The sequence below is a fragment of the Streptomyces sp. NPDC056628 genome (assembly GCF_042792555.1).
Classification (GTDB): domain Bacteria; phylum Actinomycetota; class Actinomycetes; order Streptomycetales; family Streptomycetaceae; genus Streptomyces.
Genome location: NZ_JBHTWG010000009.1, coordinates 43,249 through 58,053, shown reverse-complemented (window position 1 = coordinate 58,053; position 14,805 = coordinate 43,249). Strand labels below are relative to the sequence as shown.

The window sequence follows — 14,805 nt, the reverse complement described above, 5'->3', positions numbered from 1 at the left end:
CGGCGCCCCCCTCATCTCCCCTGAAAACCACCGAAGCACTCCGCCGCGCCGCGAAGCGTGGGAATCCGGGCGAGCGCGGCCGGTCGTGACAGCACAAGGGTCCGCCCCCTGAGCGGTGGGTTTCAGGGGGCGGACGAGGCCGGGCGCGCGGATCAACCCTGGGGAGGTCTGATCCTCACTTCTCCGACGCGCCGACCGGCTTGCCGTCGGGGCGGATGGCGAACCAGGTGCCGCCGACGCCCTGACCGTTGGTGTCGCCGGGCTTCTTGTCCCCGGCGAAGGTGTAGATCGGCACGCAGTCGATGGTCTGCTGCTTCAGCCCGTCGGGCCGGTCGAAGACCACGTAGCCCTGGCCGCGGGGGCCGGATCCCTTCAGGTCGATGCCCTTGGTGTCCTTGGCGTCCACCGGCTTGATGACCGGCCACTTCGTCAGGCACTCGCCGGTGCAGGCCGTCTTCATCGGCCAGGGCGAGTCCTTCATGAAGCGGTAGACGGTGTGCCCGTTGCCGTCGACGACGATCTCGCCGAGCTTGGGGTCGTTGCGGGTGGACAGGCCGGGCCGGTCGCCGGCCTGCGTGCCGGAACCGCCCTGCGCCTTCTTGCCGTCGGGGGCGAGCGCGTACCAGGTGCCGCCGACGCCCTGGCCGTTGACGTCACCGGCGTTGATGTCCTTGGCGAAGCGGTACGCCGGCCAACCGCCGACGGTGAGCTGCTTGGTGCCGTCGGACCGGGTGACCGAGCCGAGCAGGGCCTTGTCGATGCCGGCGCCGGCCTCGGCGTCGTCGGCGGGGACCGGCGGCCATTTCTTGGCGCAGTCGCCGTCGCAGTTGGACTTGGCCGGCTCGGCGGTGTCCTTGTCGAAGCGGTAGAGCGTCAGACCGCCGCTGTCGGTCAGCACCTTGCCGAGTTCCGCGTTGGTGGAGACGGACAGTTCACCGGCGGTGGAGGTCTGCGCGCCGATGCCCTCCTCGCCCGGCGCCCCGGCGTCGGCACCGCCCAGACCCGTGCCCGCGGAACCGTAGCCGCCGCCCGTGGCGGCCGTGGCTCCCACGTTCTGGCTGCTCGCCGACGGCGTCGTCTCCTGCCCGCATGCCGTCGTCAGCGCCAGCAGCGCCGCGGCGCTCACCGCGAGCGAGGCGCTCCGCCACGAGGTCTTCATCGTCAACTCCCCAGAATCACACGGGTGTCGCAGCGCCCTGCTGCGCCGCCGCACGACGAGGAGTACGCAGCGGAACCCCGTGCGTGTTCAACGGGCGGCCGAAATTCTTTCGGGAAGCTGTGAGACCCCTCCCGCCCCACCCGTACTCCTGGCCACGCGCGTGCCGCCGCCCCGGCTCGTACGCGCGTGCGCCCCGCGGGCCCGCCACCTGCCTCCGGGCCAAACCTGCCGCGCGCCACCCGTCCCCCGTTCGGGGCAATCCACCTGTTCCTCGGCGTGTGACGGTCGGCGTGGACACAAGATCTTCGTCGTGCACGGACCCGAACCCACACAATCCACCCTTACCTCACGGCTGTTGGCCGTGGCGGTACTGACCTGGCTGCTGGTGACGGCACCGGCCGGGACGGCGGTGGCCGACGCCTGCGCCTACGCGGACACGGGACCCGGCGGGGTCCAGGCCGTCGCGGTCGCCGGGAGTCTCACCTGGCCCACCCCGCCGCAGTGCCCCCCGCCGACCCCGACGCCCACGCCGACCCCGACCCCGACGCCGACCCCTGTACCGACCCCGGAACCGCCGCCTCCGCCCCCGCCGAAGCCGACACCGACGCCCACCCCCAAGCCCGAGCCGCCGCCCGCCCCGGCACCGAAGCCCCCGGCCCCCCGGCCCACGGCGCTCCCGCCGGCCCCCGCGCCCAAGCCCGCCCCGGTCCCGGCGCCCCTGCCGAAGACCGAGCCGAAACCGCCGCCGCCCGCACCCGAGCCCCGCCCGACCCGCGTCCACTACCCGCCGCACCGCGTCACCCCGCAGCGGCAGGCGGCGCACAGCGCCCCGTCGCCCCTGGCCTTCGTCCTGCTGATCGCGGCCCCCGCCATCGCCGCGGTCGCCGCCCTGCGCCCCCGCTGACCCCCTGGAGGACCCCCTTGCCGGAATGGCTTGTTCTCACCCTCGCGATGCTGGCCGCCTGCGGTGTGGTGGTGATCATCACCCTTGTGCGGCACAGGACCGCCCCCGAGGACGAGGACCCGTCCGAGACCCCGGACGTCATCGAGTACATGACGATGTGGATCGGCGTGGTGTACGCCATCGTCCTGGGTCTGGCCATCGCGGGCGTCTGGGAGGGCCGCAGCGCCGCCCAGGACCACGTCCAGGCGGAGGCCGTGGCGCTGCACGAGATCACGGAACGCGTCCGGGTCTATCCGCCCGAGGTCCGCGACCGCATTCGGGAGGATGTCAACGCCTATGTCGGACACGTCGTCACCACCGAGTGGAGGTCCATGGCGGACGACGGCGAACTCACCGACCGCGGCACCGCGCTGCTCCAGCGCCTCCGTGAGGACGTCACCGACTACGAGCCGAGGACCGACTTCGAGGCCCAGGCGTACCAGCCGCTCGTCGACCAGGTGACCGCGGCCGACCAGGCGCGGATCGCCCGCGGCGACTCCACCGGCGCGACCATGCCGGGCGTGGTGTGGTTCGGCCTGCTGGCGGGGGCGGTGATCACCATCGGCATGGTGTTCGCCCTGCAGATCCGGCGCACCCCGCGTGAGCTGATCCTCGCCGGGCTGTTCTCCGCGCTGATCGCGTTCCTGCTCTTCCTCATCTGGGACTTCGACTCGCCCTACGGCCACGGGGCCGCCGAGGCGGCGCAGCCGTTCCTCGACCTGTTCCCGCGCGCCAAGGGCTGACCGCGCCCCCATCCCGCCGCAGCGCCGGGGGACGTACGCCGCCGCACCGGCCGCGTCGCCCGGCCGCAGCAACGCGTTCCCCTGGGCGGCCCACACGGTTGCCCCATTCGTACGACAGCGATCGCGTAGGTGTGCGCACGTTCCTAGCGTTCCGGACATCGAGGTGCGTGTCCGGCGCAGGCGGCGCAAGGTCCGCCGCCGCTCCTCGGAGACCGGGAGGAACACCATGCGAGCGATACGCGTCGCGTCGGCCGCGCTGCTGGGCGTCAGCGCCCTCGCCGCGACCGCGCCGGCCGCCCACGCGCGCGGCGACGACTCGGGCTTCTGGGCCAGGGTGGTCCCCTCCGCCGTGGAGCCCGGCGGACGGGTGAGGCTGCACGCCAACGGCTGCGAGCAGAGCGTGACCGTCTCGTCCGGGGTCTTCGACACGGTCGTGATCCCCCGGTGGCGGACCACGGCACGGGTCACCGTCGACCCGGACGCGAAGCGGGGCGCGGTGTACGAGGTGTCGTTCTACTGCGGCACGTTCTGGCAGAGCGCCGACCTCCGGATCGCCGGCGGCCGGCCCGAGCCGCGGGCCCGTCCCGCACACCTGGACAAGGGCGTCAAGGCCGGTGCGGGCGGGACCCTCGCCGGGTTCGATCTCAAGGAGATCGGTCTGGGCGCCGCACTGGTCACCGGCGTGATCGGCACCGCGTACCACCTCTCCCGGCGGCGCGCCGACGAGAGCGACGCCTGACACCGCTCCCCCCTCCACGGACCTTCGCCCCGGCTTCCCCACAAGGGGGCCGGGGGCGAAGGTCCGTGGAGGGGCGTACGACGGACGAAGGGATGGCCGGTCAGATCTGCCTCTCCGCCCGGCGCCGCATCCAGAACACGCCGCCGCCCGCGAGGGCCACGGCGATGAGGCCGCCGCCGATGGCCATGTCGGTCGTCGTCGCCCCCGTCGACGTGCTGCCGCCGAGGCCGCCGCGGACACCGCCGACGACGGTGAAGGCGGCGGGGTTCGTCAGGGTCCGGCCGCCGCAGTTGACGGTGATGCTGTGCGAGCCCGGACGGGCCTTGTGGTCGACGGTGGCGGTGCCCCGGGCGCTGCCGCCGCCGGTCGGCGACAGCGTCGTGGGCCGGAACGCGTCCGAGGTCGCGGTGCCTCCCGAAGGGCAGCCGTCGACGGTGATGGTGAGCTGTCCGCCGCGGGCGATGACGCTGGGCAGCGCCACGATGTTGCTGGGGCCGGGCATGCCGTCCCGCGCGACGGCCGCCGGGGCGGCGACGCCGAGAGCGGCAACCGCGGTGGCAGCGGCCGCCAGGGTACGAGTGGTACGCATGTGATCCTCCGCGGAAGACGCCCCGGGTCCCGTCCCCGGTCCGATCGGCGAGAAAGCGCCTCCCAGAAAGACCCTCAGATGCCCTGCCCGGGGCCGCATTTCGACGCTGGTCCGTCCTGGTGAGGGGACACGCCGGGCGATGCCCCCGCGAGATGGATCACCGCAGGTCACGCACCGTCAGAATTTCTCGGCACCCGGCACCCCGTATGGCGCACCGAAAAATGCCGGGCCACCCGTTCGTATCCGCCCCGTCGCCGGTCCGCCGCCGGGGACTTAGCGTGCCGTTATGCGCGAAGGACGCGGCGACGGCCGGGTCGAGAGGGGTTGCCGAATGTGTGGGTCCGAGCTGGAGCGAGCGGAGGAGCGGCGCAGGACGCGCGCTCCCTGGGGCGTGATAGCGCTGGTGCTGCTGACCGGTCTCGCGCTCATCCGCAACGGGTCCGGCGAATTCGACGTCGGGCCGCCCCAGCCGGCGTCGGCGGCGGCGGCCGACAGCCACCTGCCCGGCCGGCTCGCGCGGGCCGTGCGGCCCCTGCCGTACGCCATGCCGAACCGGGTGCGGATTCCCGGCATCCAGGTGGACGCGCCGATCATCCCCGTCGGGCTGGACGCGGACGGCTGGGTCGCCGCGCCGCCGCCGGAGGACCCGAACCTCGCGGGCTGGTTCACCGGTTCCGTGACACCGGGCGAGAAGGGCACCGCGGTGATCGTCGGTCACGTCGACAACACCCAGGGGCCCGCGGTGTTCTACGGGCTGGGGTCGCTGGAGAAGGGCAAGCGCGTCGAGATCGCCCGCGAGGACGGCAAGACGGCCGTCTTCCAGATCTACGGCATCGAGGTGTTCGAGAAGAACGACTTCCCCGGCGACCGGGTGTACGCCTCGAAGGGCACCGCCGAGCTGCGGGTCATCACCTGCGGCGGCGGCTTCTCCAAGCAGACCGGCTACGACGGGAACGTGGTCGTCTTCGCCGGCCTGGTCGAGGTCCGCTGAGGGGTCCCGGCCGGCCGGCGGACCGGCCGCGTCAGAGGAGCCGCCGGTCGGGGACCGTCAGGTGGTACCCGGCGTCCAGCAGTCGCGGCAGATAGGTCCGCAGGGCCGCGACGCTCTGCGAACGGTCGCCCCCGGCGTCGTGCGAGAGCACCACGACGCCGGGGCCGGCGCCGTCCCACACTGCTTGAACGATTCTGCGGGTGCCCGGCGTGGTCCAGTCGAGGGTGTCCACGGTCCACGCCAGGGGCTCCATGCCCAGGTCGGCGCCGAGCTGGAAGGCGGTCCGGTTCCAGGCGCCGTAGGGGGCGCGGAACCAGACGGGGCGCACCCCGCAGGCGTCCTCGACGACGTCGCTGGTACGTTCCATCTCCTCGCGCATCCGGCGGCGGCTGAGCCGGGTCAGCAGCGGGTGCGACCAGGTGTGGTTGCCGACGACGTGGCCCTCGTCGGCCATGCGGGCCACGAGGTCCTTGTTGTAGTCGGCCATCTCGCCGCACACGAAGAACGTGGCGCGTACGTCGTATGCGCGCAGGGTGTCCAGGACGCGCGGGGTGTAGCGGCGGTCGGGGCCGTCGTCGAAGGTCAGCAGCATGACACGGCCGCGGCCCGGCATCCGCAGCAGGGGCGCGTGCCGCACGAGGGTCCGGTGGGGGGCGGCGCGCGGCGGGCCGTATCCGGTCAGAGGCTGCAGGCGGTAGGAGCTCGGCTTCCGGGCGGGGTGGGCCTGGGGGCCCGCGGGCGGGGCGGCGGCCCGGACCGGCTCGTCGTCGCCCGCGACCGCCGCGAGGACTCCGGCCGTGCCGGCGGCCGAGACGGCGGCCGCTCCGGCGACCAGCAGACGGCGGCGGGTGAGCAGACGCGGGGGCAGCTGATCCTTCGTCATGACTCATCAGTCGCCCGGTCACGGACCGGCGCACCAGTGCGGCACCGGGACGGCGGCATCGAAGCACCCGGGCGGCCGAGCCCCGGTCGTGGTCAGCGGCGCCGGACGAGCGGGAAGAGCAGGGTCTCCCGGATCGTCAGGCCGGTGAGGAACATGACGAGCCGGTCCACGCCGATGCCGAGCCCTCCGGTGGGCGGCATGGCGTACTCCAGGGCGTCGAGGAACTCCTCGTCGAGCTCCATGGCCTCCGGGTCGCCGCCGGCGGCCAGCAGCGACTGGGCGGTGAGGCGGCGGCGCTGTTCGACGGGGTCGGTGAGCTCGGAGTAGGCGGTGCCGAGTTCGGTGCCGAAGGCGACGAGGTCCCAGCGTTCGGCGAGCCGGGGGTCCTCGCGGTGCCGGCGGGTGAGCGGGGAGACGTCGGTCGGGAAGTCCTTGTAGAAGGTGGGCAGCCGGGTCCTCTCCTCGACCAGCCGTTCGTACATCTCCAGGACGACGTCGCCGTGGCCGTCGTCGGCGGTGTAGGGCACGCCCACGCGGTCGCAGTGCCGGTGCAGCCGCAGCAGTTCGGTGCCGGGGCCGATCTCCTCGCCGAGCACCTCGGAGATCGCGCCGTACACCGTCTTGACCGGCCAGCGCCCGGAGATGTCGTACTCCTCGCCGTCCTTGCGGGCGATCTCCGCGCCGAAGGCCGCCCGGGCGCAGCCCTGGACGAGGTCGCGGACGAGGTCGAGCATCACGTCGTAGTCGGCGTACGCCTGGTAGGCCTCCAGGATGGTGAACTCGGGGTTGTGCTTGTAGTCGACGCCCTCGTTGCGGAAGGTGCGGCCCATCTCGAAGACCTTCTCGACGCCGCCGACGCACAGCCGCTTCAGGTACAGCTCGGGGGCGATGCGCAGATAGAGGTCGAGGTCGTAGGCGTTGATGTGGGTGGTGAAGGGCCGGGCGTTGGCGCCGCCGTGGATCTGCTGGAGGACCGGGGTCTCGACCTCCAGGTATCCGCGGTCCAGCAGGCCCTGGCGCAGGGCCTGGACGGCGGTGGAGCGGGCCCGGACGGTGTCGCGGGCGGCGGGGCTGGAGACCAGGTCGAGGTAGCGCATGCGGATCTTGGTCTCGGGGTCGGCGAGGCCGCGGCGTTTGTCGGGCAGCGGGCGCAGGCATTTGCCGATGAGCTGCCAGGAGGTGACGAAGACGGTGGGTTCGCCCTTGTCGCTGACGCCGGCCCGGCCGGTGGCGCTGACGAGGTCGCCCATGTCGCAGTCGGCGGTGAAACGGTCGAGGGCGGCGCCGGACTCGGCGCGGGTGAGGGCGAGCTGGTGGTCGCCGGACCAGTCGCGCAGCACGGCGAAGACGAGTCCGCCGAAGTCGCGGACGAGCATGACGCGGCCGGCGACGGTGACCCGCTGGCCGGCGGGGACGTCGGCGAGGGCGTGGGTGCGCGCGGGGATGCCGACCGGGTAGGGGTCGACGCCCGCCTCGCGGAGCCGGTCGAGGGTGCGGTGCCGGACGCGGACCTGTTCGGGGAGTCCGGCGTCCGATGCGGCCGCCGCGGCCTCGTCCCCTCCGTCGAGGCCGAGGGCCGCGAGCGAGGGCAGGCCTTCGGTGGTCGCGGGGCGGGGCTCGTTGCGCGGGCGCCCCTTGCGGTGCAGCTTGTGGAGCGACGGTACGGGGACGAAGCCCTCGGCGATGCCGGAGGCCAGGCCGATGCGGGCGAGGGACGCGGCCTCGCCGTAGCACAGGAAGCGCGGGTACCACTGGGGCCGGTACTTGGCGTTGGAGCGGTACAGCGCCTCCAGCTGCCACCACCGGGAGAAGAACAGCAGCAGGCGCCGCCACATCCGCAGCACCGGCCCGGCGCCGATACGGGCGCCCTCCTCGAAGACGGAGCGGAAGGCGGCGAAGTTCAGCGAGATCCGGCGGATGCCGAGTTTGGGGGCGGCCGCGCACAGTTCGGCGACCATGAACTCCATGACGCCGTTGGGGGCGCGGCGGCGGTCGCGGCGCATCAGGTCCAGGGAGACGCCGTCGCGGCCCCAGGGCACGAAGGAGAGCAGCGCGATCAGGCCGCCGTCCTCGTCCCGGGCCTCCACGAGGAGGCAGCCGCCGTCGGCCGGGTCGCCGAGGCGGTCCAAGGCCATGGAGAAGCCGCGTTCGGTCTCGGTGTCCCGCCAGGCGTCGGCCCGGCCGGTGATGTCGGCCATCTCGGCCGCGCCGAGGGTGGAGTGGCGGCGGACCCGGCAGTGGGCGCCGGTGCGCCGGACCCGGTGGACGGCCTGCCGGGTGACGCGCATGTCGCGGCCGTCGAGGTCGAAGTCCTGGACGCGCAGGATCGCCTCGTCGCCGAGCTGGAGGGCGCCGAGCCCGGCGCGGGCGTAGGCGGTGGCGCCGTCCTCGGAGGCGCCCATCACGGCGGGCGCCCAGGCGTGGCGGCGGGCCAGGTCCTGCCAGGCGGCGATGGCGTGCGGCCACGCCTCCCGGTCTCCGACGGGGTCCCCGCTGGCCAGGCAGACGCCGGCCTCGACGCGGTAGGTGACGGCGGCCTTGCCGCTGGGCGAGAAGACGACGGCCTTGTCGCGGCGGGTGGCGAAGTAGCCGAGGGAGTCCTGGTCGCCGTAGGCGCGCAGCAGGGCGCGGATGCGGTCCTCCTCGTCGCCGTGCAGGGCGGCCTCCATGCGCTGCGAACGGAACAGGGTCGCGGCGGCGTTGAGAAGGGCGAGCGCGCCGAACAGGCCGAGCACGAAGTACAGCGGCCGGGGCGGGCGGCCGTCGTAGCTGGTGCCGGAGACGAGGCCGCCGCAGACCCGGTCGGCGGCCCAGGCGAGCCGCTGGCCCTGCGGCAGGGTGCCGGGGAACAGCTCGACGAGGCCCCAGCCGATCAGGATGCCGGCGGCGAGACCGGCGACGAGGACGCCGAGGGCCCGGCGTACGGCGGCCCGGCGGGACGCGGCGTAGAACTCCCCGCGGGCGACGATCAGCAGCACCAGGGCGAGCGCGCACACGACGAGGGAGGGGACGGAGTCGGCGTGGTCGCCGACGACCGTGCCGACGATGTCGGAGAGGACGAGCAGGCCCAGGTAGATCACGACCAGCCACCAGGCGACCTTCTTGCGGGCGGCGGTCGCGGCGGCGAGCAGGAAGAGGAAGACGGCGTAGGCCAGGTTCGCGCTGACGGGGACGACGATCTGGTCGAGTGCGCGGACGACGGGGCGCAGCCCCGTGCGCAGCGGCGGGACGAGGGCCAGCAGCACGCAGAACAGTCCGAGGGCGCCGAAGAAGGCCGCGAAACCCTGGGGGACCTTGCTGAGGACCCCGTTTCCGGGCGGCCTCGCCGAGCCCGTGGCGCCCTTCCTGCGGACGGTCTCCACGGTGGCAGTCATTCTTCGACTCTAGGAAGGCGGCCGCCTCCCCGCCCGTCGAGCGGCCTGCCCGGTCGGCCGGGGCCGGGGCTTCCGATAACCTCCGTGCCGTGACGGAACAGGACGCGCACCGGTTCGAGCGGGGTACCGACGGGCCCAAGGTCATCGTGGTCGGCGTGGACGGCTCGGACTCGTCGCTGCGTGCGGCGGCCTACGCCGCGGGGCTGGCCCGCCGGCAGCGGGCGCTGCTCGCCCTCGTGTACGTGCAGCCGGTGGTGACGGCGGGGGTCGCGCTCGGGGCGCCGGTCGCGGAGACGACGGACGAGATCGCCGAGGAGCTGATCGCCTATCTGCGGGAGGCGACCGAGCGGGTGAAGGGGATATTCGATCTGCGCTGGGAGTTCCACACCTTCCGCGGCGACCCCTACAGCGGCCTGGTGAAGGCGGCGGACGAACTGAAGGCGGACGCCGTGGTGGTGGGCGCCTCGGAGCAGGCCGGGCACCGGATCGTCGGCTCGGTGGCGGTACGGCTGGTCAAGGCCGGGCGCTGGCCGGTGACCGTGGTGCCGTAGCCCCGGGCCGGGGCGCGGTCAGAGGGTGCGCAGGAAGTCGAGCACGACCGCGTTGAAGTCGTCCGGCTTCTCCATGTTGAGGTAGTGGCCCACGCCGTCGACGGTGGCGGTGCGGCCGCGCGGGACGGCCCGCGCGAGCCGTTCGGCGGCGTCGAGCATGTCGGCGGGTTCCAGGGAGCCGTTGAGGGCCAGGAGCGGCACGTCGAGCTGGGGCAGCCGGGCCCAGGAGCCGGTCACCCGCACGAGCCGGTCCTTCTCGTCCGGGGTGTGCTTGGAGAGGGTGTGCAGGGCCATCTCGCGCAGGCGCCGGGCGATCTCCGGGTCGATGTCGGCGGCGTCGCGGTGTTCGCCGGGGATCACCCGCAGGAAGGCCCGCAGCCAGCCCTCGATGTCGCCGGCGCCGAGGGTGCGCGCGTATTCGGCCTGGATGCCCCTGGTCCACGGGTCGGTGTAGGTGAAGTCGCCGGTGGCGGCGCCGCAGGTGACCACGGCGCGGACCAGTTCCGGGTGTTCCAGCGCGGTGTCGGTGGCGATGACGCCGCCCATGGAGACGCCGACGAGGACGGCGGGGCCGGTGCCGAGGTGGCGCAGCAGGGCGGCGAGGTCGTCGGCCCAGCGGAAGGGCTTCGTGGCGTTGGCGGAGAGGCCGTGGCCGCGCACGTCGGGGGCGATCACCCGGTGGTGGGCGGCGAGCGCCGGTATCTGCCCGGCGAAGACGCGGTGGTCGACGTAGCCGGAGTGGAGGAGGACCACGGGGTCGCCGGAGCCGGTGTCGAGGTAGGCGAGGTCGCCGTCGGCCGAGGCGAAGTAGCTGGGTTCCGCAGCAACTGTCATGACAACCAAGGTGTCATCTTCTCGCCGTTTTGACAACCGAGGTGTCATGATGGCCGGGTGAACGACACCGGCAAGCCCCTTCCCCCCGACGAGCTGGCCCACCGGCTGACCGAGGTCTTCGACCTGGTGGGCCCGCTGTACCGGCTCACCCAGCACAGCGTCGAGCGGGGCGCGGCCGCCGAGGGCCTGTCCGTCACGGTCCGGGCGGTCCTGGACCTGCTCCACGGGCGTGGGCCGCTGACCGTGCCGGCGATGGGCCGCGCCCTGGCCGTGAGCCGTCAGTTCGTGCAGCGCACGGTGAACGAGGCCGCGGCGCGGGGGCTGGTGGAGAGCGTCCCGAACCCGGCCCACCAGCGGTCCGCCCTGATCCGGCTCACGGACCCGGGACGGCGGGCGATCACGGCCGTGCTCGCGCGCGAGCACCGCGCGCTGCGCGAGACGGACGGCGCCCTCACGGACGCGGACGTGACGGCGTGCGTGCGGGTGCTCGGCGAGCTGCTGCGGCTGATGGAGCGCGCCGACGGCGGCTGACCGCGGCTACTTCGCCATCTGCAGGCCGTCCTCCGCCGCGCCCCGGCTGAGGACGACGTCCCGGATGCGGTCGCGCACGCCCCGCAGGTCCGCGCCGCCGGCGATGGCCCGGTTGAGGTCGACCACCCGGCCGGCGTCGACGTCGAAGAGCTGCGGAAGGAACTCCGCCTTGGTCACCTCCCAGCGTCCGCCCTTCTCGGCGGGCGGCGCGAAGGTGAAGCGGCCGAGGGTGGACTCGTTGCCGCGCGGGTCCTGCACGCCCTGGTCGTTGTACATGGCGCCGGCGATCTGGTCGCCCATGCCGTAGACCACCCAGGTGCCGTTGACCTTCTCGTAGGCCTGCGGGACATGGGCGTGGGTGCCGAGGATCAGGTCGATGTCGGGACGGTCGCCGGTGCGCGCGGCGGTGAGGTCGCGGGCCAGGGTCAGCTGCTCGTCGTCCGGGGCGTCCTGCCACTCGGTGCCCCAGTGCAGGGACACCACCACGACGTCGGCGCCGGCCTTCCGGGCGGCGCGGGCGTCCGCCACGATCTTCTTCTGGTCGATCAGGTTGACCGCCCACGGCTGGCCGGGAGGCAGCGGGAGGTCGTTGACGCCGTAGGTGTAGGACAGGTGCGCCACCCTGGCCGGTCCCGCCCGCAGCACGGTCGCGGTGCGTGACTCGCCCTCCGCCCGCGCGGTGCCGGCGTGCTTCACCTTCGCCCGGTCGAGGGCGTTCAGCGTGCGCAGGATGCCGGCGGCGCCGTCGTCGAGGCTGTGGTTGGAGGCCGTGGAGCAGCCGTCGTAGCCGGTGGCGGCGAGACCGCGGGCGACCTCGGGCGGCGACTTGAACAGGGGGTAGCCGGTGTACTCGCCGTTCTCGCCGTAGACGGTCTCCATGTGACACAGCGCCAGGTCGGCGGCGGAGACGACGGGCTTGGCCCCGGCGAGCATCGGACGGAAGTCGTACCCCTTGCCCCCGGCGTCGAAGCGCGCGCGGTCGATGACGGACGTGTGCGGCAGCACGTCGCCGGAGGCGACGAGCGTGAAGCCGCGGGGACCGTCGGACGAACCCGACCGGCCCGCGACCTCACGGTTGTGGGCCTGGCAGGCGGCGCCTGCGGCGAGGACGGCTGTGACAGCGATGGCCACAAGCCGACTGCGTGCGATCATCAGCTCACCCCTTGTGGTCGTATATACGCATCAAATAGGTACGAAGCAGGACACCATCGCAAACAATTCGGCCACTCCGATTAGCCCGTCCGCGCACCCGCCGCAGGCGGAAGGGACCGTTCACCGCACCGTTCGCCGACGCGATCGACCGTCCGCCGCAGGCAGTTGCGCGCGCCCTGTCCCCCGATCCGGGCTTGCGCTGCGATACGGCCATGACGGCCGGAACCACCCTCACGAACAGGACGACCGCCGAGCACGAGCTCGCCGCACTGCAGCGCGAGCACGGCCGGCCCCTCTTCGCGCTCCTCCTCCGGCTCTGCGACGGAGACCGGCAGCGGGCCGAGGATCTGGCACAGGAGACGCTGGTGCGCGCCTGGCAGCACCCCGAGGCCCTGCGCGCCGACGACTTCGACTCCGTGCGCCCGTGGCTGATGACCGTCGCCCGGCGGCTCGCGATCGACGCGCGGCGGGCCCGGCAGGCACGTCCGGCCGAGGTCGGGGACGCGATACTGGAGAACGCCCGCGTCATGTCCGATCACGCCGAGCGGGCCGCCGAGGCGCTCGACGTCCGCGAGGCTGTGAAGACTCTCACTCCCGAGCACCGTGACGTCCTGGTACTGGTGTACTTCCAGGGGGCGAGCGTGGCGGAAGCGGCCCGGACCCTCGGGATTCCGCCCGGTACGGTGAAGTCGCGCGCCTACTACGCGCTCCGCGCCCTGCGCAGGGTGCTTCCGGGATACGCGCCCGACCTGCGGTGAAACCGACGGCCGAGTCAAACCTCCGTAAAGCGCCTTGCTGAACACCCCGGTTGAGTAATCGGCTGTCCCCATCCGTGTTCCGGATAGGGCAAGAGCCCACGACCCCGGGGTGGGGCGACGCACCCACCGGAGGAAGGCAGGAAGGGATGCTGCACACAGGTCAGGAGAGCACGGACGGCACAGGCGGCGGCGAACTCACCGTCCCGATGGCGTGGTTGTACGCCGAGTACATCGCCGACGAGCTGCTGCGCACCGGTGATCTGATGCCACCGACGTCCTTCGAGTTCCGCGCCGGCCGAGACGCGCTGGCGCTGACCATCTTCCTGTCGGACACCGACGGCGAGCTGTCCGGCATCCGGGTCGTCACCCAGCTGGAGACCTGGCTGTCCCTGACCGCCTACGACCAGCCGTGGCAGCACTGGGTGCGCGAGACGATGGCCGCGCTCGCGGCGCGGGCCGCCGAGTCGGGCGGGCCGGACCCCGATCTGCGGCTCGCCGAGGCGGCCTGGCGCTGGCTGCGGGAGACCGAGCTGCTCGCCCCCGACCTGAACGCGGTGCCGGGGGGCGGCACCTCGGCCGGCGAGGACGAGGGACCCAAGGTCTGGACCCCCGCGTGGCAGCTCGGGCTGCCCCTCGGACACCTGGCCATCCACCTTTTCTGAGAATTTCTCCCCCAGGACCAATCCTCGGCGCCGACCGCTCCGAATCCCCTGGTTGCGATTCTGTGTGCGGCTTGAGTGATTCGGCGGCCCGGTGCGTACCAATGGGCGCACGGAGTAACACACCCCACACCCAACGGCACGAGGATTCGGCATGAGGTCCCTGGAGAGGCATCGCGACGTCGCCGCGTACGCGCTCGGCGTGCTCAGCGAGGCGGAGGCGTTCCGCTTCGAGGACCACCTCATGGAGTGCGCGCGGTGCAGCGCACACGTGACCGAGTTCGGGCCCGTCACCCGCCAGTTGATGCTGTACCGGCGGTCCACGCCGCGCTTCGTGCACCCCATGACACAGCCGGGCCCGCAGATGCTGAACCGGCTGCTCGACACGGTGGCCGCACGGCACCGCGCCGGCCGCCGGCGCACCCTGTACACCCTGGCCGCCTCGGTGGTGATCGCCCTCGTCGGCCCCGGGGTGGCGCTCATGGCGACCGGTGAGGAGCACACCCGCCAGGTCGTCGAGGCCACGGACGCGCGCTCGGGGGTGTGGGCGCAGGTCAGAACGGAGAACGAGGCCTACGGCACCCAGGTCGAGCTCAAGGTCAAGGACGGCGCCGGGCCGCGCGCCTGCCACCTGATCGCCGTCGGCCGGGACGGCGCCGAGGAGACGGTGACCAGCTGGTCGGCCACCCGCGACGACGCCCGCGAGAACACCATGAAGGGCGCCTCGGCGATGCACACCGACGAGATCGCGCGCTACGAGGTGCGGACCTCGGACGGCGAGCACCTGGTGACGATCAAGCCCGGATGACACGGCATTCTCCTCAGCGACGCGGAAGCCGGCCCCGAACGGGGGCGGAGCCGACCGGTTGTCTGCTCCGGGAACAGCTCGACGTGGACCG

Annotated in this window: 15 protein-coding genes; 9 read left to right on the top strand and 6 right to left on the bottom strand. The window is 73.2% G+C overall.

Annotated features, from left to right (window positions below; translation table 11 throughout):
- Window positions 1-175: 175 nt before the first annotated feature.
- Window positions 176-1,159, bottom strand: coding sequence for an SCO0930 family lipoprotein (locus ACFRAC_RS14570; protein ID WP_382924237.1), 984 nt, complete (start codon window positions 1,157-1,159; stop codon window positions 176-178).
- Window positions 1,160-1,520: 361 nt separating this feature from the next.
- On the opposite strand from ACFRAC_RS14570, the gene ACFRAC_RS14565 reads away from it, so the two are divergent.
- The 3 genes from ACFRAC_RS14565 (at window position 1,521) to ACFRAC_RS14555 (ending at window position 3,584) form a co-directional block, all read left to right on the top strand.
- Window positions 1,521-2,063: a hypothetical protein gene (locus ACFRAC_RS14565; protein ID WP_382924236.1), complete on the top strand. Its 543-nt coding sequence runs from the start codon at window positions 1,521-1,523 to the stop codon at window positions 2,061-2,063.
- A 17-nt stretch (window positions 2,064-2,080) separates the two neighbouring features.
- Window positions 2,081-2,845, top strand: coding sequence for a hypothetical protein (locus tag ACFRAC_RS14560; RefSeq protein ID WP_382924235.1), 765 nt, complete (start codon window positions 2,081-2,083; stop codon window positions 2,843-2,845).
- A gap of 226 nt (window positions 2,846-3,071) precedes the next feature.
- Complete coding sequence (locus ACFRAC_RS14555) at window positions 3,072-3,584, top strand: hypothetical protein (RefSeq protein ID WP_382924234.1); 513 nt, start codon at window positions 3,072-3,074, stop codon at window positions 3,582-3,584.
- Window positions 3,585-3,684: 100 nt separating this feature from the next.
- On the opposite strand, the gene ACFRAC_RS14550 is transcribed toward ACFRAC_RS14555, so the two are convergent.
- A complete protein-coding gene (locus ACFRAC_RS14550) occupies window positions 3,685-4,173 on the bottom strand; it encodes a hypothetical protein (protein ID WP_382924233.1) in 489 nt (162 codons plus the stop codon).
- Window positions 4,174-4,504: 331 nt separating this feature from the next.
- On the opposite strand from ACFRAC_RS14550, the gene ACFRAC_RS14545 reads away from it, so the two are divergent.
- Window positions 4,505-5,164, top strand: coding sequence for a class F sortase (locus tag ACFRAC_RS14545; protein ID WP_382924232.1), 660 nt, complete (start codon window positions 4,505-4,507; stop codon window positions 5,162-5,164).
- 31 nt (window positions 5,165-5,195) lie between these two features.
- Here ACFRAC_RS14545 and ACFRAC_RS14540 read toward each other — a convergent pair whose 3' ends face one another.
- Together ACFRAC_RS14540 and lysX are read right to left on the bottom strand one after the other, a co-directional pair.
- Window positions 5,196-6,047, bottom strand: a complete 852-nt coding sequence (locus ACFRAC_RS14540; protein WP_382924231.1) for a polysaccharide deacetylase family protein — start codon at window positions 6,045-6,047, stop codon at window positions 5,196-5,198.
- A gap of 92 nt (window positions 6,048-6,139) precedes the next feature.
- Window positions 6,140-9,421, bottom strand: a complete 3,282-nt coding sequence (gene lysX, locus ACFRAC_RS14535) for a bifunctional lysylphosphatidylglycerol synthetase/lysine--tRNA ligase LysX (RefSeq protein WP_382924230.1) — start codon at window positions 9,419-9,421, stop codon at window positions 6,140-6,142.
- A gap of 89 nt (window positions 9,422-9,510) precedes the next feature.
- Between lysX and ACFRAC_RS14530 the strand changes: the two genes are divergently transcribed.
- The gene (locus ACFRAC_RS14530; protein WP_382924229.1) at window positions 9,511-9,972 is read left to right on the top strand and encodes a universal stress protein; all 462 of its coding nucleotides are present in this window, start codon (window positions 9,511-9,513) and stop codon (window positions 9,970-9,972) included.
- 18 nt (window positions 9,973-9,990) lie between these two features.
- On the opposite strand, the gene ACFRAC_RS14525 is transcribed toward ACFRAC_RS14530, so the two are convergent.
- Window positions 9,991-10,806 carry an alpha/beta fold hydrolase gene (locus ACFRAC_RS14525; RefSeq protein ID WP_382924228.1) on the bottom strand — a complete coding sequence of 272 codons (816 nt, stop codon included), beginning with the start codon at window positions 10,804-10,806 and terminating at the stop codon, window positions 9,991-9,993.
- 57 nt (window positions 10,807-10,863) lie between these two features.
- Here ACFRAC_RS14525 and ACFRAC_RS14520 point away from each other — a divergent pair, with 57 nt between their 5' ends.
- Window positions 10,864-11,337: a MarR family winged helix-turn-helix transcriptional regulator gene (locus ACFRAC_RS14520; protein ID WP_382924227.1), complete on the top strand. Its 474-nt coding sequence runs from the start codon at window positions 10,864-10,866 to the stop codon at window positions 11,335-11,337.
- A 6-nt stretch (window positions 11,338-11,343) separates the two neighbouring features.
- Here ACFRAC_RS14520 and ACFRAC_RS14515 read toward each other — a convergent pair whose 3' ends face one another.
- Complete coding sequence (locus tag ACFRAC_RS14515; protein WP_382924226.1) at window positions 11,344-12,489, bottom strand: CapA family protein; 1,146 nt, start codon at window positions 12,487-12,489, stop codon at window positions 11,344-11,346.
- A 212-nt stretch (window positions 12,490-12,701) separates the two neighbouring features.
- Between ACFRAC_RS14515 and ACFRAC_RS14510 the strand changes: the two genes are divergently transcribed.
- From ACFRAC_RS14510 to ACFRAC_RS14500, 3 genes are all read left to right on the top strand, one after another.
- On the top strand, window positions 12,702-13,247 hold the full coding sequence (locus tag ACFRAC_RS14510; RefSeq protein ID WP_382924225.1) for a sigma-70 family RNA polymerase sigma factor: 546 nt from the start codon (window positions 12,702-12,704) through the stop codon (window positions 13,245-13,247).
- A gap of 146 nt (window positions 13,248-13,393) precedes the next feature.
- A complete protein-coding gene (locus ACFRAC_RS14505; protein WP_382924224.1) occupies window positions 13,394-13,909 on the top strand; it encodes a hypothetical protein in 516 nt (171 codons plus the stop codon).
- A gap of 151 nt (window positions 13,910-14,060) precedes the next feature.
- Window positions 14,061-14,714 carry a zf-HC2 domain-containing protein gene (locus tag ACFRAC_RS14500; protein WP_382924223.1) on the top strand — a complete coding sequence of 218 codons (654 nt, stop codon included), beginning with the start codon at window positions 14,061-14,063 and terminating at the stop codon, window positions 14,712-14,714.
- Window positions 14,715-14,805 lie beyond the last annotated feature (91 nt).